The sequence below is a fragment of the Arthrobacter rhombi genome, from assembly GCF_900163545.1.
In the GTDB taxonomy this organism is placed as follows: domain Bacteria; phylum Actinomycetota; class Actinomycetes; order Actinomycetales; family Micrococcaceae; genus Arthrobacter_H; species Arthrobacter_H rhombi_A.
The window spans coordinates 51,139-70,274 of the sequence record NZ_FUHW01000046.1 but is presented as its reverse complement, the minus strand read 5'-3'; the positions used below and the strand labels follow the sequence as shown (position 1 = coordinate 70,274).

At 63.2% G+C, this 19,136-nt stretch carries 18 protein-coding genes; 3 read left to right on the top strand and 15 right to left on the bottom strand.

Annotated features, from left to right (window positions below):
- From FM101_RS14130 to FM101_RS14115, 4 genes are all read right to left on the bottom strand, one after another.
- The coding region (locus FM101_RS14130) for a cbb3-type cytochrome c oxidase subunit I (RefSeq protein WP_087000781.1) at positions 1–1,220 on the bottom strand (1,220 nt) is incomplete at its 3' end.
- 6 nt (positions 1,221–1,226) lie between these two features.
- The gene (ctaC, locus tag FM101_RS14125) at positions 1,227–2,102 is read right to left on the bottom strand and encodes an aa3-type cytochrome oxidase subunit II (RefSeq protein WP_087000779.1); all 876 of its coding nucleotides are present in this window, start codon (positions 2,100–2,102) and stop codon (positions 1,227–1,229) included.
- 209 nt (positions 2,103–2,311) lie between these two features.
- Positions 2,312–2,689 carry a HesB/IscA family protein gene (locus tag FM101_RS14120; protein WP_087000777.1) on the bottom strand — a complete coding sequence of 126 codons (378 nt, stop codon included), beginning with the start codon at positions 2,687–2,689 and terminating at the stop codon, positions 2,312–2,314.
- A gap of 81 nt (positions 2,690–2,770) precedes the next feature.
- Complete coding sequence (locus FM101_RS14115; protein WP_087000775.1) at positions 2,771–4,186, bottom strand: dipeptidase; 1,416 nt, start codon at positions 4,184–4,186, stop codon at positions 2,771–2,773.
- A 61-nt stretch (positions 4,187–4,247) separates the two neighbouring features.
- On the opposite strand from FM101_RS14115, the gene FM101_RS14110 reads away from it, so the two are divergent.
- Positions 4,248–4,832 (top strand): DUF3043 domain-containing protein, encoded by a 585-nt coding sequence (locus FM101_RS14110; RefSeq protein WP_087000773.1) that lies wholly within the window; start codon positions 4,248–4,250, stop codon positions 4,830–4,832.
- A 72-nt stretch (positions 4,833–4,904) separates the two neighbouring features.
- Here the strand turns inward: FM101_RS14110 and FM101_RS14105 are convergent, their stop codons facing one another.
- A complete protein-coding gene (locus FM101_RS14105) occupies positions 4,905–5,978 on the bottom strand; it encodes a quinone-dependent dihydroorotate dehydrogenase (protein ID WP_087000771.1) in 1,074 nt (357 codons plus the stop codon).
- 60 nt (positions 5,979–6,038) lie between these two features.
- Between FM101_RS14105 and FM101_RS14100 the strand changes: the two genes are divergently transcribed.
- Positions 6,039–7,220, top strand: a complete 1,182-nt coding sequence (locus FM101_RS14100) for an alpha/beta hydrolase (RefSeq protein ID WP_087000769.1) — start codon at positions 6,039–6,041, stop codon at positions 7,218–7,220.
- Here FM101_RS14100 and FM101_RS14095 read toward each other — a convergent pair.
- From FM101_RS14095 to FM101_RS14065, 7 genes are all read right to left on the bottom strand, one after another.
- Positions 7,166–7,975 carry an isoprenyl transferase gene (locus FM101_RS14095; RefSeq protein ID WP_087000767.1) on the bottom strand — a complete coding sequence of 270 codons (810 nt, stop codon included), beginning with the start codon at positions 7,973–7,975 and terminating at the stop codon, positions 7,166–7,168. The genes FM101_RS14100 and FM101_RS14095 overlap by 55 nt on opposite strands.
- Before the next feature lie 3 nt (positions 7,976–7,978).
- Entirely contained in the window at positions 7,979–8,731 is a 753-nt protein-coding gene (gene recO, locus FM101_RS14090) for a DNA repair protein RecO (RefSeq protein WP_087000765.1), read from the bottom strand.
- Between the two features lie 59 nt (positions 8,732–8,790).
- Positions 8,791–10,539: a 2-isopropylmalate synthase gene (leuA, locus tag FM101_RS14085; RefSeq protein WP_087000763.1), complete on the bottom strand. Its 1,749-nt coding sequence runs from the start codon at positions 10,537–10,539 to the stop codon at positions 8,791–8,793.
- 245 nt (positions 10,540–10,784) lie between these two features.
- Positions 10,785–11,879 (bottom strand): GTPase Era, encoded by a 1,095-nt coding sequence (gene era, locus FM101_RS14080; protein ID WP_087000761.1) that lies wholly within the window; start codon positions 11,877–11,879, stop codon positions 10,785–10,787.
- 5 nt (positions 11,880–11,884) lie between these two features.
- Positions 11,885–13,210 carry a hemolysin family protein gene (locus tag FM101_RS14075; RefSeq protein ID WP_087000759.1) on the bottom strand — a complete coding sequence of 442 codons (1,326 nt, stop codon included), beginning with the start codon at positions 13,208–13,210 and terminating at the stop codon, positions 11,885–11,887.
- Positions 13,207–13,680, bottom strand: a complete 474-nt coding sequence (gene ybeY, locus FM101_RS14070) for an rRNA maturation RNase YbeY (protein WP_087000757.1) — start codon at positions 13,678–13,680, stop codon at positions 13,207–13,209. Before ybeY ends, FM101_RS14075 begins: the two co-directional genes overlap by 4 nt.
- 3 nt (positions 13,681–13,683) lie before the next feature.
- Entirely contained in the window at positions 13,684–14,826 is a 1,143-nt protein-coding gene (locus FM101_RS14065) for a PhoH family protein (protein WP_087000755.1), read from the bottom strand.
- Positions 14,827–15,131: 305 nt separating this feature from the next.
- Between FM101_RS14065 and FM101_RS14060 the strand changes: the two genes are divergently transcribed.
- A complete protein-coding gene (locus FM101_RS14060; protein WP_179204343.1) occupies positions 15,132–16,022 on the top strand; it encodes a GerMN domain-containing protein in 891 nt (296 codons plus the stop codon).
- A 15-nt stretch (positions 16,023–16,037) separates the two neighbouring features.
- Here the strand turns inward: FM101_RS14060 and FM101_RS14055 are convergent, their stop codons facing one another.
- The 3 genes from FM101_RS14055 to hrcA are packed head-to-tail and all read right to left on the bottom strand — an operon-like array spanning position 16,038 to position 19,020.
- Positions 16,038–16,841 (bottom strand): 16S rRNA (uracil(1498)-N(3))-methyltransferase, encoded by an 804-nt coding sequence (locus FM101_RS14055; protein WP_087000751.1) that lies wholly within the window; start codon positions 16,839–16,841, stop codon positions 16,038–16,040.
- A complete protein-coding gene (gene dnaJ, locus FM101_RS14050) occupies positions 16,841–17,947 on the bottom strand; it encodes a molecular chaperone DnaJ (RefSeq protein WP_087000749.1) in 1,107 nt (368 codons plus the stop codon). Before dnaJ ends, FM101_RS14055 begins: the two co-directional genes overlap by 1 nt.
- Before the next feature lie 59 nt (positions 17,948–18,006).
- On the bottom strand, positions 18,007–19,020 hold the full coding sequence (gene hrcA, locus FM101_RS14045) for a heat-inducible transcriptional repressor HrcA (RefSeq protein ID WP_087000747.1): 1,014 nt from the start codon (positions 19,018–19,020) through the stop codon (positions 18,007–18,009).
- Positions 19,021–19,136 lie beyond the last annotated feature (116 nt).

Below are 19,136 nucleotides of genomic sequence, written 5' to 3'. Positions count from 1 at the left end.
ACGACGGTACCGAAGACCACGTAGTGGAAGTGGGCGACCACGAAGTAGGTATCCGAGACGTGGATATCCAGGGTGGGTGCCGAGAGGATGATGCCGGTCAGCCCGCCGAAGAGGAAGGTCACCAGGAACCCGATGCTCCACAGCATCGGTGTCTCGAAGGTGATGGACCCTCGCCACATCGTGCCGATCCAGTTGAAGAACTTCACCCCGGTAGGCACCGCGATCAGCATGGTCATGAAGCCGAAGAACGGCAGGGCAACCGAACCCGTGGCGTACATGTGGTGCGCCCAGACGGAAACGGACAGTGCAGCGATCGAGATCGTCGCAAAGATCAAGCCCTTATAGCCGAAGATCGGTTTGCGGCTGAAGACCGGGAAGATCTCCGAGACGATGCCGAAGAACGGCAGGGCAATGATGTAGACCTCGGGGTGGCCGAAGAACCAGAAGAGGTGTTGCCACAAGACTGGACCACCGGCGTCGGGGTCGTAGATATGTGCCCCGAATCGTCGGTCGGCACCGAGGCCGAACAGAGCGGCAGCCAACGGGGGGAAGGCCATGAGGATCAGCAGCGAAGTGATCAGCGTGTTCCAGCTGAAGATCGACATGCGCCACATGGTCATACCCGGTGCGCGCAGGCAGATGATCGTGGTGATGAAGTTGACCGCACCCAGGATCGTGCCGAAGCCCGACAGCGCCAGACCGAAGACCCAGAGGTCACCACCGACACCCGGACTGAACGTGGTATTCGACAGCGGCGCATAGGCGAACCACCCGAAGGAGGCGGCACCCTGCGGGGTGATGTAGCCGGCCATGGCGATGGTGGAACCGAAGAGGTAGAACCAGAAGGCCAGCGCGTTCAAACGGGGGAAGGCAACGTCGGGGGCACCCAGCTGCAGGGGCATGATGACGTTGGCGAAGCCGGCGAACAACGGGGTGGCAAACATGAGCAGCATGATGGTGCCGTGCATGGTGAACAGCTGGTTGTACTGTTCCTTCGTCTGCAGGATCTGCATACCTGGCTCAAAGAGCTCGGCACGGATCAACAGCGCCATGATGCCGCCGATGCAGAAGAAGATGAACGAGGCGATCAGGTACATGTAACCGATCGTCTTGTGGTCGGTGGAGGTGATCCAGTTGACGACGATGCGTCCCTTGGACACCGGCACGACCCGGGGGGCGAGGGGCTTTGCCTCGTCCGTCGCGTATTCATAAGTAGTCATCGCGGCCTACTCCCCTTCCTCATGCGGAATGGTAATGGAATTGACCTCGTCCGGCTTGCGGTTGTAATCCTTGCCGATATGTCCGTCCTTCATGTCCGAAAGCTTGGACTTGAACTCGGCCTTGGAAACAACCTCGACGTTGAAGAGCATCTCCGAGTGGTACTCGCCGCACAGCTCGGCACATTTGCCGGCGTACGTGCCCTCCTCCTGCGGAGTGAGATAGATCTTATTGGTCTTGCCAGGAATCATGTCCAGCTTCTGCAGGAACGCAGGAACCCAGAAAGAGTGGATCACGTCGCGGCTATTCAGCTCGAGCGTCACCGAGGTGTCGACCGGCAGATACAGCGTGGCGATGTCATCGTTCTTGCCCTTGGAGCCATCCAGGTGTGCCTGGACGCTGGCGTCGTACTTTTCTTCGCCCTCGTAGGAATAGTTGTAGTCCCAAGCCCACTGCTTCGCCTGAACATCAACGACCAAGTCGGAATCGACAGGCTTTTCAATGGCGGTCTGGGTGCTATCCGAGAACGTGAAGAATGTCAGGACCATCATCAACGGCACTGCCGTGTAGAGGATCTCCATGGGGAGGTTGTAGCTGAGCTGGCGTGGGTAACCGACTTCGCCCTTACGGCGGCGGTAGGCCACAATGCACCAGATCATCAGACCCCAGGTCATGATGCCGACCAGAAGGACGGTGACCCACGTGTTGACCCAGAGGTCCTGGATGCTTGCAGTGTGGTTGGTGATGTCCCGGGATTCGTTCGGGAGCCAGCCACGCTGGACTTGTTCTGAACAACCCGTCAGCAGCAGCGCCCCCGCGCCGGCGATGGCCAGTACCTTGGCCTTGCCCCTGCGACTGCTGCTGGTTCGGTCTTGCGAACTCACAGACGGCCCTTCCTCTTTGTTGGTGCGATACGTGGTCTCGTAGGTGCCAGATACGGTTCCGGGCGCAGCAAGGCATCCGGCACCGGCACTTCGAGACCAATAGTTTTACTACTCATCGTAGAGCTTACCCTCTCGAACGACGGAATGCCGACCAAAACCCCGTGTCAACCGATGGTTACGTTGACGTGGAATTCAGGCCGGCGGTCTTCCTAGTGGAACGAGTCGCCGCAGGCGCAGGAGCCGCCGGCGTTGGGGTTATCGATGGTGAAACCCTGCTTGGAGATGGTGTCTTCGAAGTCGATGGAAGCGCCGGCCAGGTAGGGCACGCTCATCTTGTCGATGATCACGTCGACGCCTTCGAAGGTGCGCACGGCATCGCCTTCCAGCTGACGCTCGTCGAAGTAGAGCTGGTAGATCAGGCCGGAGCAGCCGCCCGGCTGGACAGCCACGCGCAGACGGAGATCGGTCCGCCCTTCCTGTTCCAACAGGCTGCGGACTTTATCCGCGGCCACGTCGGACAGAAGCACCTCGTGGGTCTTGAGCTCCTCGGTGGATCCGGCTGTCGAATCATTGGTCGTGGCGGTCATCTGGTCCTCCAATATTGCTTGTTCCGGAGGGCAGCACCGTAGCGTGCCGTCCCCTCATGTCCCATGGTACGACAGGCACCCTTATTTCAGTCCTTCTGAATCGAGCCGGGCCAAAAGCAATGCTTCGGCGATCACCGCCTTGCGGAAATCCTCGAGATGCAGTGACTCATTGGCGCTATGGGCCCGCGAATCCGGGTCCTCTACCCCGGTGACCAAGATCTGCGCCTGAGGGTAGAGGTCGAGAAGATCTGAGATGAAGGGAATCGAGCCGCCGATGCCGGTCTCCACCGGGGTGACACCCCAGGCTTTTTCCAGCGACCACAGGCTGGCGCGCGCGGCAGCTGCCTCGGTGTCAGTGGAGAAGGCGTTGCCTTGTTCGACGGCGGTGAAGTCGATCCGGGCACCAAAGAGGTCCTGGGATTGCACGTGACGTTGCAGGGCTTCGGCCGCCTCCTGGGGGTCCTGGCCGGGTGCCAATCTCACGCTGATCTTCAGCCGCGTCATGGGCTGCAAGGTATTGGAGGATAGCTCCACCGAGGGAATGTCCATGCCGATCACCGAAAGCGCCGGCTTATTCCAGAGGCGGTCGGCCAGTGCGCCGGTACCGGCCAACCGGTAGCCGTCAACGACCGAAGAATCGGCACGGAAGTCTGCCTCGGCGTAGTCCACCGGGTCGGTGTCACGCGCCAATAAGCCCTCGACTGCCACATTGCCCTCGTCATCATGGAAGGAAGCGATCAGCCGTGCCGCCACGGTGGGGGCGTCAAGAACGGGTCCGCCGAACATTCCCGAATGCACTGCGTGGTTCAGAACACGGACCTCGATCTCCGCGCCCACCATCCCCCGCAGGCTGGTGGTCAAGGCGGGGACGCCAACCTTCCAGTTGCTGGAGTCGGCCACGACGATCACATCGGAGGCCAGCAGTTCGCGGTGCTTTTCCAGGAACGGCCTGAAGGATGGGGAACCGGCTTCCTCTTCTCCCTCAAAGAAGTAGGTGACCCCGACGCCGAAGTCCGCCACCACGTCGAGCACGGCACGCAGGGAGGCAATGTGGACCATGATGCCTGCCTTGTCGTCCGCGGCTCCGCGGCCATAGAGGCGGCCCTTGGATTCGGTGGCTTCAAAGGGCTCGGTATTCCACAATTCCCGGTCCCCCGGGGGCTGGACATCGTGGTGGGCGTAGAGGAGGATCGTCGGCTTGCCGGGCTGCGCCGGGCGGCGACCCACCACCGCCGGGGAGCCCGGCTTACCGTCGGGGGTGTCCACCGAAAGGATCTGGACGTCTTCCATGCCGGTGGAACGTACGAGCGCAGCGACCGCTTCGGCGCTTCGGTCCAGTTCGGCGGCATCGAAAGCCTCCCAGGCAATACCCGGGATGGCGACGAGGGATTTGAGTTCTGTGAGGGTCTGGTCGATGGCACGGTTCACGCGCTCGGCGATCGCTGCCAGATCGACGCCGTGATCGACGGCGGCGGAAGTGGAATCGGAAGTAGTCATGGCCTCAGCCTACAACTGCACGGCGTTTCGGCTGCAGGGAAGCCCCGGCTAGACTGAGCACGTGTTTGGAAGCAAAAAAGCCGATGCCGCACAGCCGCCGGCCACCCCAGAAGAGTCAGATCGTCCCGCCGCAGGCAAGGGTACCCCGACGCCGAGGCGCAATAGCCAAGAGGCGCAGAATAAGCGTCCCCTGGTTCCGAGTGACCGCAAGGCCGCCAAGAGCCAGGCTCGCCAGCAGCGGGTCGCCGCTCAGGAGCGCATGCGTCTGGCCAACGAAACCGGAGACGAACGTTACCTCTCCACCCGTGATAAGGGCCCGCAGAAGCGTTTTGCCCGCAACTTCGTCGACTCGCGCTGGATGGTCGGCGAGTTCCTGATGATCATCATTCTGGTCTTCCTCATCATTTCCTTCTCGATGAGCAAGAACCTCCAGGTCACCGCCTACGTCACCTTTGGTTTGTGGATCGTGCTGGCCATCACGGTCCTCGATTCATTCATCATGACGCGCCAGCTCAAGAAACGCTTGACCGATAAGTTTGGCAGCCGGGACCGCGGGGTCCTCTGGTATGCCGCTATGCGCGGCCTGCAATTTCGCAAGCTGCGGTTGCCGAAGCCTCAGATCGCCCGCGGAGCACCGGTCGACTGACCCGGCTGCTTCCCGGACCACGAAGCGAGGGCCCCCACCATGGGTGGGGGCCCTCGCTTTATTGGTGCCGAATCAGCGAGCAGCGAGGGCCTTGCGCAGCCCACGGTTGATCCGTGCCGCCCAGAAGGGTCCCTCATACAGGAAGGCGGTGTACCCCTGCACCAGATCGGCGCCGGCGTGAAGGCGTTCGGTCACATCAGCTGCCGTCTCCACTCCCCCGACGGAAATAACTGTCGACTCCTTCGGCAGGGCGGAGCGTAGACGCCGGAGCACTTCGAGCGAGCGGGCCTTCAGCGGGGCGCCGCTGAGGCCACCAGCGCCGTATTCGCGAATCCGGTCCGGGACGGTGACCAGCCCGGTGCGTTCGATCGTGGTGTTGGTGGCCACGACACCGTCCAAGCCGAGCTCGGTGACTAGTGCTGCGACGTCGTCGACATCGGAGTCGGCAAGATCCGGTGCGATCTTCACCAACAGGGGCATATGCCTCCCGGCGCTGCGGTCGGCTTCGGCGCCGACGGCAGTCAGGAGCGGGCGCAGTGACTCGATGCCCTGTAGCAGGCGGAGCCCCGGGGTGTTCGGGGAACTGACGTTGACGACCATATAGTCGGCCGCAGCTGCGAGTTCTCGGGTTCCGGCGAGGTAGTCCTGGACCGCATCCTCCAACTCGACGACCTTCGTCTTGCCGATGTTGATGCCCACGATCGGCCGGGACCGACCGAAACGCCGTGAAAGGACGGGGCGGGCGGCACGGATCCGTGGGGCAACCGCCGTGGCGCCATCATTATTGAAGCCCATCCGGTTGATCACCGCACGATCCTCGACCAGCCGGAACAGGCGAGGCTTCGGATTCCCGGGTTGCGCCTGACCGGTGATCGTTCCGACTTCGATATGCCCGAAGCCCAGATCCGCCAGGGCAGCGACTCCGTGGCCCTCCTTGTCGAAACCTGCGGCCAGACCGAAGGGGGATGGGAAATCAAGACCCATGACCCGGCACTGCAGACTCGGGTGCGGACGGGTGATCCGGCGCAATACCGCCGAAGCTCCGGTGGTCTCGGCCAGGCGAATGAGCCGGAAGCCGATCTGGTGGGCCTTCTCGGGGTCCATGCCGGAGAAGACCACACGGAAGAACGTCGGATAGAAGCGCATGCCAACAGTCTTCCCTGCCCACACTGCCGCTGCCAACTCCACCATGGATATGCTCGACACATGCACAACAAGGAACCCCAGTATGCGGTGGATACCCGCCCCGGCGAATGGCTCGATGATGAGCTGGGACCCGGCTTCAGCTACACCACCATTGCGCGGGGACGCGATGAGGAAGGCCCGCTGAGTGCAACACTGGTCCGCTATCTTCCCCCTGACGAGCCGCAGCGGGGCCAACCCCGGGAGAGGAAGCATTGGCGTGATGCCATGCTCAATCTGCGGCAGGGTCTGGACCGGGCCCTCACCGTTCGGGACACGGCCGAGGCGCCCGCCCCGGAGGCTACCGACGTCGTGCTGGGGATGCATGGGTGGACCGACTATTTCTATAACGCGGAACTGGCGCGTTATTGGGCCGGGAGGGGCTATCGCTTTTATGCCCTGGACTTGCGCCGCTACGGCAGGAGCCTGAGATCCTGGCAGACTCCGGGATTTGTGACGGCACTGACCGAGTACGACGCCGATATTGAAGCGGCGCTGTCCACGATCCGGCACGACGTGGGGACGGTGGGCCGGACCCTGTGTGTCGCTCACTCCACCGGAGGGCTCACGGCGAGCCTGTACGCCCACCGCCATCCCGGGGTGTTCACCGCCCTGATCCTGAACTCACCCTGGTTGGAAATGCAGGGCAGCTGGTTGGTGCGCAACGCTGCTGCCGGGCTGCTGGATCCCCTGGCCCGGGTCAAACCCAAGGCCCGGATCAAGTTGCCCGAAGTTGACCATTATTGGCAATCCCTGTCCACCCAGGCCCATGGGGAATGGGATATCCATCCGCTCTGGAGACCCCGGTACGCATTCCCGGTCACCGCCGGGTGGATCACCGCGGTCCTGGCCGGGCATGCCGAGGTGAACCGCGGGCTCGACATCAAGGTCCCGGTGCTGGTGATGACCTCCGACAAAACGCATCTGGGCACCTCCTTCGAACCCGAGATGCTGGTTTCGGACACGGTCATTGAGGTGGAAACGGTCAGGCAACGGGCGTTGAAACTGGGCAACGAGGTGGCTGTGGTGCGGATCGAACAAGGGATGCACGACCTCTTCACCTCAGCCCCGCAGACCCGCGCAAAAGCCTATGAGGCGTTGACCCGCTTCTGCGAAGGGTATGTGCCCTCCCGGGCTGAAGGCTCAGAGGCTCAGGAGGTGGGGGTGTCCATGGCGGCACCGAAGCGTCGGTCGCGGCGGGCATAGATTCCGACGGCTTCCCAGAGCGTGCGCCGATCCACGTCGGGCCAGAGGACGTCCATGAAGACCATTTCGGCGTAGGCGGATTGCCAGAGCATGAAGTTGGATGTCCGCTGCTCCCCCGAGGAGCGCAGGAACAAGTCGACGTCGGGGAGATCCGGCTCGTCCAAATACCGTCCGATGGTTTTCTCGGAAATACCCCGAGGTTTCAAACGCCCGGCGGCTACCTCTTCGGCGATGGCGGTCACCGCATCGGCGATCTCTGCCCGGCCACCGTAGTTCACGCACATGGTCAGATGGCAGACATCATTATCTTTGGTCTGCTCCTCAGCCATGAGCAGTTCATTGACCACTGAACGCCAGAGTCTGGGGCGGCGCCCGGCCCACCGGACCCGTACCCCCCAGGCATCGAGCTGGTCCCGCTGACGGTGCAGCACGTCGCGGTTGAAGCCCATCAGGAACTTCACTTCCTCCGGGCTGCGTTTCCAATTCTCGGTGGAGAAAGCGTAGACCGAAACGTATTTCACCCCCAGTTCGATGGCCCCGGCCATCACGTCGAGCAGGGCTGCCTCCCCCGCCTTATGCCCCTCGGTGCGGGGAAGCCCGCGTTGGTTGGCCCACCGTCCGTTGCCGTCCATCACAATAGCCACATGCCGCGGAACCAGTTCGGCGGGAATCCGCGGGGCGACGGCACCGCTGGGATGCGGCCACGGTGCTGTCGGACCGGGACGGTTCGCCTGTTGGCGGGAGGATCGTTTCATCGATCAGGCTCTTTCCACGTGTTTGAGGGATTTGACGACCCGTTCCAGGTGCCATTGCAGATACCCCGATACCATACCGGCAGCCTCCCTCCGGGCCGAGGCGTCGGCGTCCCGTGTGGCCGGCCAGTCCCCGGTGAGCAGGGCGGAGAGCAGGGAAACGGTCGCCGGGGCCGGGGAACTGGAGCCCGCCGGACGGCAGTCGGCGCAGACGACCCCGCCCAAGGGGATGTTCAGGGCCGTATGCGGGCCGGGGGCGCCGCACCGGACGCAATCGGTGAAACTCGGCGCCCACCCTGCGGTGGCCAGGGCACGGAGCAGGTAGGAGTCGAGCAGTAGTCCGGGATCCTGGGCGCCGCGCGCCATGGCGGCCATGGCTCCGTGGAGGAGCCTGAACTGGGTGGCGGCGGATTCCGTATCGGATTCGGTGAGCCGTTCTGCGGTTTCTGCCATGGCGCTGGCACTGGTGTACCTCGAATAGTCCAGCGAGAGGGACTGACCGTAGGGGTGGCGCAATTGGGCCTGGGTGATGATGTCCAGACTGCGACTCCGGATGACCTGGGCATCGACGAACATGAAGGGTTCAAGGGTGGCACCCATTTTGGAGCTGGTGCGGCGCACCCCCTTGGCGACGGCACGGACCTGACCATGGTCGGGGGTCAACAGGACGATGATCCTGTCGGCCTCACCCAATTTATAGGTACGCAGGACCAGGCCTTGGGTCCTATAGGACTTCGCGGCGAAACTGGAACGGGGCACGGCTCCAGTATCCCAGAGAAGCCGTGCCCCGTTCGCCGTCGTTTTTTCTAGCCGTGGCCTCAGGCCCGCTGGGCGTTATCCCAAATGGCACGGTTGACCGCCGAGATCACGGCCTTCAAGGAGGCCGTCGTGGTGTTCGCGTCAATGCCCACGCCCCACAGCACGCGTTCGCCGACCGCGCATTCGACGTAGGCTGCGGCCTGCGCCGAGCCCCCTTCGCTCAACGCATGCTCGGTGTAGTCCAGGACCCTCAGGTCCACCCCATCGGCGGCAAGGATGTTGACCAGGGCGTTGATCGGACCGTTTCCGGTTCCCGAGCGTTCCTGCTCGACCCCGTCGGCGACCAGGGCCATATCCAGGGTGAACGATCCGTCCTCATCGGTGCGGGTCCGCGTATTGCCCAGCCGGTAGTGGCCCCAGCTCTCTCCCTCGAAGTTCTCGCAAGGCAGGTATTCGTTCTGGAACTGCTGCCAGATACTTGCCGGGCTGATCTCTCCGCCGCCGCCTTCGGCCAGACGTTGGATGACCCCGGAGAACTCGATCTGCGCTCGACGCGGCAGATCCAAGGAGTGGTCGTGTTTGAGGACATAGGCGACCCCTCCCTTGCCGGACTGTGAGTTCACCCGGATGACCGCCTCATAGGACCTGCCGATATCCTGCGGATCTACCGGCAGGTAGGGAACGGCCCAGGGGATGTCGTTGATGTCTTTGCCCGCTGCGGCGGCCTTGGCCTCCATATGTTCGAAGCCCTTCTTGATGGCGTCCTGGTGGGAGCCGGAGAAGGCGGTGAAGACCAGATCGCCACCGTAGGGTGACCGTTCGGCGACGGGCAGCTGGTTGCAGTACTCGACGGTGCGGCGGATCGCGTCCATATCCGAGAAGTCGATCATCGGGTCGATACCCTGGCCGTAGAGGTTCATCCCCAGGGTGACCAGGTCGACGTTGCCGGTGCGCTCACCATTGCCGAACAGGCAGCCTTCGATGCGGTCGGCGCCCGCCATATAGCCCAGTTCGGCGGCTGCCACCCCGGTGCCACGGTCATTATGAGGGTGCAGGGACAGGATGATGGACTCACGGTTCTGAAGGTTGCGGTGCATCCATTCGATCGAATCCGCGTAGACGTTCGGCGTGGCCATCTCCACCGTTGCCGGCAGGTTCAGGATCATCTGGTTTTCCGGGGAGGCCTCAAGGACCTCGGCCACGGCGTCCGAGATCCGGCGGGCGAACTCCAGTTCGGTGCCCGTGTAGGACTCGGGTGAGTATTCGTAGGTGATCTTGGTGCCCGTCAACTGCTCTTCAAATTTCTTGCACAGCCGGGCCCCGGTCAAGGCGATGTCCACGATGCCGTCCTGGTCCTGCTTGAAGACGACTTCACGTTGGAGGACCGAGGTCGAGTTGTAGAGGTGCACGATGGCCTGCTTGGCCCCCTCGAGCGACTCGTAGGTCCGCTCGATGAGGTGTTCACGCGCTTGAGTGAGGACTTGGATGGAGACGTCCTCGGGGATCCTGTCGCGTTCGATGAGCTGGCGGACGAAATCGAAATCCGTTTGGGAAGCCGAGGGGAAACCCACCTCGATCTCCTTATAGCCCATTTTCACGAGCAGATCGAACATCTGGTGCTTACGTTCGGGGCTCATGGGGTCGATGAGGGCCTGGTTACCGTCCCGGAGATCGACGGCGCACCAGCGCGGTGCCTTGTCGATGATTTTGTCCGGCCAGGTGCGGTCAGGCAGTTCGACGGTGATCTGATCCTGGAAGGGGATGTACTTCTGGATCGGCATTCCTGAGGACTTTTGCATGTTCTGCATGGATCTAGGGGGCCTTTTCAGTGGTGGTTGAAAATGCAGGCCGGCAGCACGAAACTCCGCAACGGGGGGTCGGCCCTAGAGACTGGTGTCCAGAAGATCCCCGTCGCGGCTACCTAGTAGAAGGAGGTCCGCCTGCATGAAATTCACCCTAGCATCAGGTTCGGGTCCGTTCGAAGGTCAACGTCAAATGTTTCGTCGCCTCAGCGGGAGAGCAATCCCTGCCGTTGCCGTCCCACCGGCCGGGGCTAGAATCCGAGCCGGCCCAGCTGTTTCGGATCGCGCTGCCATTCCTTGGCGATCTTCACATGCAGGTCCAAATAGACCCGGGTTCCCATGAGCGCCTCAATCCCCTGCCGGGCCCGGGTTCCTACTTCGCGCAACCGTGAACCTGCCCGGCCAATGATGATTGCCTTCTGCGAGGGGCGTTCGACGAAGAGGTTCACGTGGATGTCCAGCATCGGGCTATCCGCGGGCCGGTTTTCGCGCGGAATGATTTCCTCCACGACCACGGCCAAGGAGTGTGGCAGTTCATCGCGGACCCCTTCCAGGGCTGCTTCGCGGATGAGTTCGGCGATGAGGACCGCCTCGGGCTCGTCCGTCAGTTCCCCGTCGGGGTAGAGCGGCGGGGACAACGGCATGGCTTGGGCGAGGACGTCCGCGACGGCGTCGACCTGGAAATCACCGGTGGCCGAAACAGGTACGACGGCGGCCCATCCCTCCTCCCCCAGCGTTTCGACCCCTAATTCGGAAACTGCCACCAGTTGGCGTGCCAGCGTCGAACGGTCGACCAGGTCTGCCTTGGTCACGATGGCGACCATGGGTTTGCGCTGCAGCTGACCCAGTTGGGTGGCGATGAACCGGTCGCCGGGGCCGATTTTTTCGTTGGCCGGGATGCAGAATCCGATCGCGTCGACCTCCGAGAGGGTTTCGGCGACCAGATCGTTCAGGCGTTGGCCCAGCAGGGTCCGCGGACGGTGCAGCCCCGGTGTGTCCACCAGCACCAGTTGGGCGTCCTCGCGGTGGACGATCCCGCGAATGGTATGCCGGGTGGTCTGGGGTTTAGCCGAGGTGATGGCGATCTTCTGCCCGACCAGCGCGTTGGTCAACGTTGACTTACCGGCGTTGGGTCGGCCGACGAACGAGGTGAAGCCTGCCCGGAAATCCTCGGGCCATTCGGTGGCGAGCCCGCTGCCGATGCCGCGGGGCCCGACACGGGGCTCGTTGACCACGGGGTCGGAGGCCTGCGAGGAGTTCTTTGGTGTTGCCCGGGCTGCCTGATGGGGGTTTTTGCCGGGTCCGCGGCGTGCTGTCCCGGTGTTACGGCGTCTCTGTTGTGCCATCGGTTCTATTCCTTGTTCTCGCGGGGGACGTCATCGGCGGCCAATCTGCCCAACGACCCCTCATCATTGTCTGCGGCTTCGGGGTATTCGTCGACCCAGGCCAGGACGAAGCCGATCCGGTTGCGCCGTCCGGCGAGGCGTTCGGCGTGGATGCGGATGCCATCGACGGTGACTTCGGAACCAACGATCGGCACCCTGCCCAACGTCTTGGCCAACAGACCGCCGACGGTGTCGACTTCGTCGTCGTTGATGCGGCGCTGGAACAGCTCGGCGAAGTCATCAATGCTCATGCGGGCACTGACCCGGAAGACCCCGTCTTCGAGTTCCTCGGACTCGATGGTGGAATCGTCGTATTCGTCGTCGATTTCTCCGACGATTTCCTCGATGAGGTCCTCCAGGGTGACCAGGCCGGCGGTCCCACCGTATTCGTCGATGACGATGGCCACATGGGTCGATTCACGTTGGAGTTCCTGGAGGAGCTCGGCCACCGATTTGGATTCGGGAACGTAGCGTACGTCTCGGCAGGCCTGTTCGACCAAATGGTGGTCGTCGGGCCGGGCGTGCAGGCGGGCGGCCACGTCCTTGAGGTAGATGATCCCGACGATCTGGTCGGGGTTATCCCGGATCACCGGGATACGGGAACAGCCCGAACGCAAGAACAGGCTCATGGCCTCGCTGAGGCTGGAACCGTGGTCGACGGTGACCATATCGGTACGCGGGACCATGACGGCCCTGACCCGGGTGTCCCCCAGTTCGAAGACCGAATGGATCAGGTCGGCTTCGACGTCTTCGATGATGTCGGCTTCGTGGGCGCGGTCGACCATGTCACGGAATTGTTGTTCGGTGAAGAATGCTTCTTCGGTCACCGGCGCCCCCTTGGCGACGCTGCTTCCCAAGCTGACGAGCCAGCCGGGAATGGGCCCCAAGATGATGCGGAGGACCCGGACCAGCGGGGCGCTGAGCACGACGACGCTGCGGCTGCGGACCCGACCGTAACGGCGCGGGGAGACACCGACCAGGACGAAGCCGACGGCCGCCATGGTGATGGTGGCCAAGAGGCCGGCCCACCAGATGTTGTCCAACAGGCCGTAATAGAGCAGGGCGATGGCCACGGCGCCGGCGGTTTCGAACCAGATCCTCCAGAACCTCACGGCATGGGTATGGGCCGCCGGGTCGGAGAGGATCAGCCGGAGCTGCCGACGCGGACGCTCCGCCAACATGTCTTCGGCTTCCTGCCGGGGCAGGGCCAGGAAGGCTGCCTCGGAAGCCGTGAGGATGGCCGCGCAGCAGACGAAGACCAGTGCCAGGACGAGCAGCACCAGAGGGATCATTCGGTGGTCTCGCGAGGAGCCTTCCGACCGGTGAACTCCTCCAAGAGGGTGCGCTGGAGGGAGAACATCTCTTCCTTCTCCTCGGGCTCCTCATGGTCGAAGCCGAGCAGGTGGAGGGTGCCGTGTGTGGCCAGCAGCAGGATCTCATCCGCAGTGGAGTGGCCCCCGCTTTCGGCTTGCCGAGCGGCGACCTGGGGGCAGATCACCAGGTCGCCGAGCATTCCTGCGGGGCTGAGGGCGCCGGGGGTGCCCGGACGCAGCTCATCCATGGGGAACGACATCACGTCGGTGGGTCCATCCAGGTCCATCCAGTCCACATGGAGGCGTTCGATGCCTTGCTCGTCGAGCAGGATGACGGAGACTTCGGCCTCGGGGTGGACCCGCAGCGTCTGCAGGATATGCCGGATGAGGCGTTCAATGGCCTCCAGGTCGGCATCGACACCCGATTCGTTATTGACTTCGATACTCATGTTCTAGGACTCCGGCTCGGTGGCGTGGTCGGCGGTGGGTTGTTCGGTGGTGGAGGTCTCCGCCGGCAGGTTGCGGGCCGCGATGCGTTCGCGGGCTGCCGCCTGATGCTGCGCTGCGGTGCGCCGGCGTTCCGACTCGGCATCTTCAACAGGTCCGTCGGACCATTTCTCATAGGCGCTCACGATATCGCCCACCAACCGGTGACGCACCACGTCGGTGGCGTCGAGATGACAGAAGGCAATGTCCTCCACCGAGTCAAGGATCTGTGAGACGACCTTCAGCCCCGATTTGGAACCACCGGGCAAGTCGATCTGGGTGACGTCACCGGTGACGACGATGCGGGAGCCGAAGCCCAGGCGGGTGAGGAACATCTTCATTTGTTCCGGCGTCGTATTCTGTGCTTCGTCCAGGATGATGAAGGCATCGTTGAGGGTTCGTCCGCGCATATAGGCCAGGGGGGCTACTTCGATGGTGCCGGCGGCGATCAACCGGGGAATTGATTCGGGATCGATCATGTCGTGGAGTGCATCGTAGAGCGGGCGCAGATACGGGTCGATCTTCTCGTTCAGTGATCCCGGGAGGAAACCGAGCTTCTCCCCCGCCTCGACGGCCGGGCGGGTGAGGATGATCCGGCTGACTTCCTTGGCCTGCAGGGCCTGGACGGCCTTGGCCATGGCCAGGAACGTCTTGCCGGTACCTGCAGGGCCGATGCCGAAGATGACCGTGTTGGCGTCGATGGCATCAACATAGGTCTTCTGATTGACCGTTTTGGGCCGAATCCGTTTACCGCGGCCCGAAAGAATGTTCAGTCCAAAGGTTTCGGATCCTGAACTGCGCAGCGCACCATCGGATTCGACCATGCGCACCAGTTGTTCGACCAGTTGGGCCGAGACCCGGGTGCCCCGCGCGGCCAAGGAGCGGGCCTCTCTCACCACGTGCTCGGCACGGCCCGCCGCAGCAGCCTCCCCGGTAATGCTCAGTTCATTACCGCGCACATGCAATTGAACGGAGGGATAGACCCCCTGCAGGATGCGCAGCACCTCGTCGTTTGCGCCGAGCGCACCGACCATCTGATCGCTGCTGGAAAACGTGATCACCGTGGCCCGGTTCGCCTCCGGTGCGGTGGTGTTGTCCTCGTCGGTCATCCTAGTGGGTTGCCCTCCCGTTTTCGTGCTGGTTGACAGCCGCTCCGGCCGCGGGTTCGCGGTCGTTCGGCACGCCTCCATCCTACGTGACCGGCCCGCAGGAGGCTTCCGTTATTCATGCAAGTGTATATATCGGTCTTGCAACGGTCCTCCCCGGGACCCCGATCCGGGGTTCCGGGGCGGGCATCGTGTGCCAAGATTAATGGTCGGCCGCGACACACGTGTGTCTGCCCGTCGTTAAATTTCCGCCGAACCAGAGGACCCCAGTGATCGCCGCCCCCACCAGCCGCCGTATGCGTGGCCGCATGGTGATGTTGGTTGCGGTGCTCTCGTTGGGAACGGTCGCCGCCTGTGTCGGAACACCCGAGGGCGCCCCGACCAGCATGCCGGCGGCAACGGATGTCTCCTCTTCGGTGGCCGGGCGCAGTAGTTCGGCCGCGTTGGAAAGCCTCAGCGGCCCGCACCTGTCCCCGATCTACTGGCTCGGCGAACGCGATTCGACCGTCTACCTGTACCGGGAATATCTTGCCGCCGAGGACCAGGGCGATCCGGTCACCACCGCGATCAAATACCTCACCGAGCACCAACCCGATGACCCCGACTATTTCAACCTGTGGAGCAAGCCCACCCGCATCGGCACCTCGATCGACGCCAATAACGTCATCACCGTGGACCTCTCGGCCGATGCTTTTAGCCGCAAGCTCGATGAAGGTCTGGCCCAGCGGGCCATCCAACAATTGGTGTACACCGCGACCGCCGCGGCCTCTGCTGCTGGTTTGATCGGGCAGGATCCACCCGCCAGCGTCAACATCCTGGTGGACGGCCATTCCGGGTTCAACGCCTTTGGGCATGTAGAACTCACCGGACCGATTCGGCGCAATACACGGTTCCGTGCCCCGATTTGGATCATTGACCCGCAAGAGGGGGCCAAGGTCCCTGCCGGCAAGCTCAAGGTCCAGGGAACCTCGGTCGCCTTCCCCGGTGGAACGCAGTGGGAGCTGATGCGTGCCGAGGGCAAAGAGGAGGTCCGGGTGGACTCGGGCACCATGAAGCTGGGTGAGGGCGACTTGGCAGATAACACGTTCGCCCTGACCACCGACGTTGAAAAGGGCGACTACACGCTGGCCGTCTGGGGCAGCAAGGACGACTCCACGGCACGGCAATCCGAGGACTCCACGACGTTCACCGTCAAATAATCCGGCGTTTGGTCTCTACCGGTCCAAAACCCCGGCAATATGACGGGTGATCACCAACGCCGCAGGTCCCGCGGTCGAAGCTCGGAGGACGTGGCGTCCCAAAACCGCTGTCTGGGCCCCCGCTTCGGTGAGCCGGGAGATCTCGGCGTCGGCGATTCCGCCTTCGGGGCCGACCAGCAGCAGAATCCGTGGGCGTCCCGCTGCAGGATCGCCGGCGGCAACCTCGTCCATGAAATTCCGGACGACGGCGGACAGCGGTTCCGTGGCGCTCTCGTGGAGGATGATCGCCACTTCGGGCCCATCCTGGGTCTTTGGTTGAGCCAACCGGGCAGCCAACTGCTGCGTGGTCATCACCGATGCGACCTCGGGCAGTCGGGTACGCCGGGATTGCTTGACCGCAGCCCTGACCGTCGCCGCCCATTTGGCCCGGCCCTTATCGGCCTTTGCTGCCGCCCATCTGACCACCGAGCGATCAGACTGCCACGGCTGAATCGCATCAATACCGAGCTCGACGGCCGCTTCGACGGCCTGGAGATCCCGATCCCCCTTGGCCAAGGCCTGGACCAGGACCAGCTCGACAGGAGGTTCATCCTCCCGCTCGATCCGGTCGATGATGGCGGTTAAACTTGCTTTCGCCGTCTCCCGTACCGTGCAGACGGCGCGGGTCCCCGTCCCGGAGAGCACATCGATCTGCTCACCGGGACGAACCCTTTTTACCGTCACCGCATGATGGCCCTCGGGGCCATCGATGACGACGGCGTCGCCCGGGGCCGCGGAGGCCGGCAGCCCATCGTCGAGCAGGAACGCCTGGTTGCTCATCAGGCGCGGTGGCCCAATTTATCGCGCAATCGAGAGAAGACTCCGCCGCGTTCGGCCAGGCGGCCTTCGGCGAATTCTTCGTCGCGGAGCGTGGCCAAACGCTCGAGTAGCTCGCGCTGTTCGTCGTCGACCTTCGTGGGGGTCTCCACCTGCAGGTGAACGATCAGGTCGCCGCGGCTGCCACCGCGCAGTCGCGGGACGCCCAACTGGGAGAGCTTGACCGTATCGGCAGACTGGGTGCCCGGTTCGATCTGGATGTCCTGCTCGCCGTCGAAGGTTTCCAATTTCATATCGGTGCCGAGGGCGGCCGCCGTCATCGGGATGCGCAAGGTGGCATGCAGGTCGTTGCCTTCACGTTCGAAGACCGCATGGCGTTTGACGTTGATTTCCACGTATAGGTCGCCGGAGGGGCCGCCGCCGGGGCCCGCCTCCCCCTGGCTGTCCAAGTGGATGCGCGTGCCGGTGGCGACACCCGCGGGGATCTTCAACTGCTTGGACACGCGCTCACGCACCCGGCCCTGGCCCATGCACTCGTTGCAGGGGCTGGGCAAGGTGGTGCCGAAGCCGCGGCAGGCACTGCAGGTTTCGACGGTCATCATATTGCCCAGGAATGAACGGACCGGACGTTGCACCTGGCCCTGCCCGTGGCAGATGGTGCACGTTTCGGGTGAGGTTCCGGGCTGGCAGCAGGTGCCCTGGCAGACGCCACAGGTCACCGCCGTCTCGATGTCCAGGGTGTAGACGGTGCCTTGGACGGCATCCTTGAGTTCGATGCTCGCGGTGACCAGTGCATCGCGGCCGCGTTGGGTCCGCGAGGCCGGGCCCTGGGCCGCACCCCCGCCGAAGAACTGTTCGAAGATGTCCCCGAAGCCGCCGAAGCCGCCACCGGCAGTGCCGTTCTCATTGCCCGTCGCATCATAGATCTCCCGCTTCTGCGGGTCCGAAAGAACCTCGTAGGCGTGGGTGACCGACTTGAACTTATCCGAAACGTCCTCGCCCGGGTTCACATCCGGGTGAAGCTTGCGGGCGAGCTTCCGATAGGACTTCTTGATTTCCTCGGCGGAGGCGTCGCGCGCGACGCCGAGGGTTTCGTAGTGGCTGCTCACAGTGTGTGCTGTGTCCTTTCCGACAATCTGTACATGCTGTATCCCCGAGTCCTGATCCGTCAGCCGGCCAGGATACGGGAAAGATAACGGGCGACCGCGCGAACGGCCGCCATGCTGGTGGGGTAGTCCATCCGGGTGGGACCCAGGACACCGATTTTGGCAGTGGATCCCGGACCATAGCCTGTGGCTACGACCGAGGTCTCCGCCAAGCCGCCATAGAGGTTCTCCCGTCCGATCTGCACGGCAATGCCCCGGGCGTCCTGCTCCAATTCGGAGAACAACCGCAAGAGGACAACTTGTTCCTCGAGGGCTTCGAGCACCGGGGTGATCGTCAACGGAAAATCCCCGGTGGAACGGGCGAGGTTGGCGGTTCCTGCCATGATCATTCGCTCGATCACCGAGTTATCCCCCAACGAAGCCAAGGCCTGGGCCAGGATCCTCCCGGAATCGCGCAGGGAAGGAGCCAGTTTCTCACAGGCGGCCAGGGCCAGATCGCCGATGCTTTGCATCCGCTGACCCGAGGTAGCCGCCAAGAACGTGGCCTTCAGGTCCGCGAGTGAGTCATCGCTGGTCTCCGGGGGGACCAGGACCACCCGTTGGTCGACCTTGCCCGTATTGGTGATCAGGATCGTGAGGACCTGACCGGAACCCAAACCCACCAATTCTATGTGGCGGACCGTCGCATCGCTAAACTGCGGTACTTGAAGCACTGCCACCTGGTTGGTGAGTTGGGCCAGGAGCCTGACCGTACGTTCCAGGACTTCGTCCAGATCGTTGGTGCCTTCAAGCATGCGGTGGATGGCCCGGCTTTCGGCGGGCGAGAGGGGGCGGACGGCGTCGATCTGGTCCACGAAATACCGGTAGCCCCGCTCGGTCGGGATCCTTCCCGAGGACGTATGCGGGGCGATAATGAGGCCCTCTTCTTCCAGCGCCGACATATCGTTGCGAATGGTCGCCGCCGATACCCCCAAACGGTGCCGTTCTACCAGGGCCTTGGAGCCGACCGGTTCCCGGGAATGGACATAGTCCTCGACGATCGCCCGCAGGACCTCGAGGCGCCGTGGAACTGACATTCGATCCTCCTGTGGGTCTCGTGGTGGATGGACTGATGACGGCCTCGTGGCTTAGCACTCGACACGCCTAAGTGCTAAGTCTAATACGAAGGAGCACTTGTTAGCATGGTGGCCGC

What these genes read in the sequence shown, in the direction of transcription:
- FM101_RS14065 (WP_087000755.1), bottom strand. Translation starts at nt 14,826, where the DNA reads ATGACCGACGAGGACAACACCACCGCACCGGAGGCGAACCGGGCCACG.
- FM101_RS14060 (WP_179204343.1), top strand. Translation starts at nt 15,132, where the DNA reads ATGGTGATGTTGGTTGCGGTGCTCTCGTTGGGAACGGTCGCCGCCTGT.
- leuA (WP_087000763.1), bottom strand. Translation starts at nt 10,539, where the DNA reads ATGCAGAACATGCAAAAGTCCTCAGGAATGCCGATCCAGAAGTACATC.
- FM101_RS14115 (WP_087000775.1), bottom strand. Translation starts at nt 4,186, where the DNA reads ATGACTACTTCCGATTCCACTTCCGCCGCCGTCGATCACGGCGTCGAT.
- FM101_RS14095 (WP_087000767.1), bottom strand. Translation starts at nt 7,975, where the DNA reads ATGAAACGATCCTCCCGCCAACAGGCGAACCGTCCCGGTCCGACAGCA.
- FM101_RS14055 (WP_087000751.1), bottom strand. Translation starts at nt 16,841, where the DNA reads ATGAGCAACCAGGCGTTCCTGCTCGACGATGGGCTGCCGGCCTCCGCG.
- FM101_RS14075 (WP_087000759.1), bottom strand. Translation starts at nt 13,210, where the DNA reads ATGATCCCTCTGGTGCTGCTCGTCCTGGCACTGGTCTTCGTCTGCTGC.
- hrcA (WP_087000747.1), bottom strand. Translation starts at nt 19,020, where the DNA reads ATGTCAGTTCCACGGCGCCTCGAGGTCCTGCGGGCGATCGTCGAGGAC.
- FM101_RS14100 (WP_087000769.1), top strand. Translation starts at nt 6,039, where the DNA reads ATGCACAACAAGGAACCCCAGTATGCGGTGGATACCCGCCCCGGCGAA.
- era (WP_087000761.1), bottom strand. Translation starts at nt 11,879, where the DNA reads ATGGCACAACAGAGACGCCGTAACACCGGGACAGCACGCCGCGGACCC.
- ybeY (WP_087000757.1), bottom strand. Translation starts at nt 13,680, where the DNA reads ATGAGTATCGAAGTCAATAACGAATCGGGTGTCGATGCCGACCTGGAG.
- FM101_RS14105 (WP_087000771.1), bottom strand. Translation starts at nt 5,978, where the DNA reads ATGCGCTTCTATCCGACGTTCTTCCGTGTGGTCTTCTCCGGCATGGAC.
- FM101_RS14120 (WP_087000777.1), bottom strand. Translation starts at nt 2,689, where the DNA reads ATGACCGCCACGACCAATGATTCGACAGCCGGATCCACCGAGGAGCTC.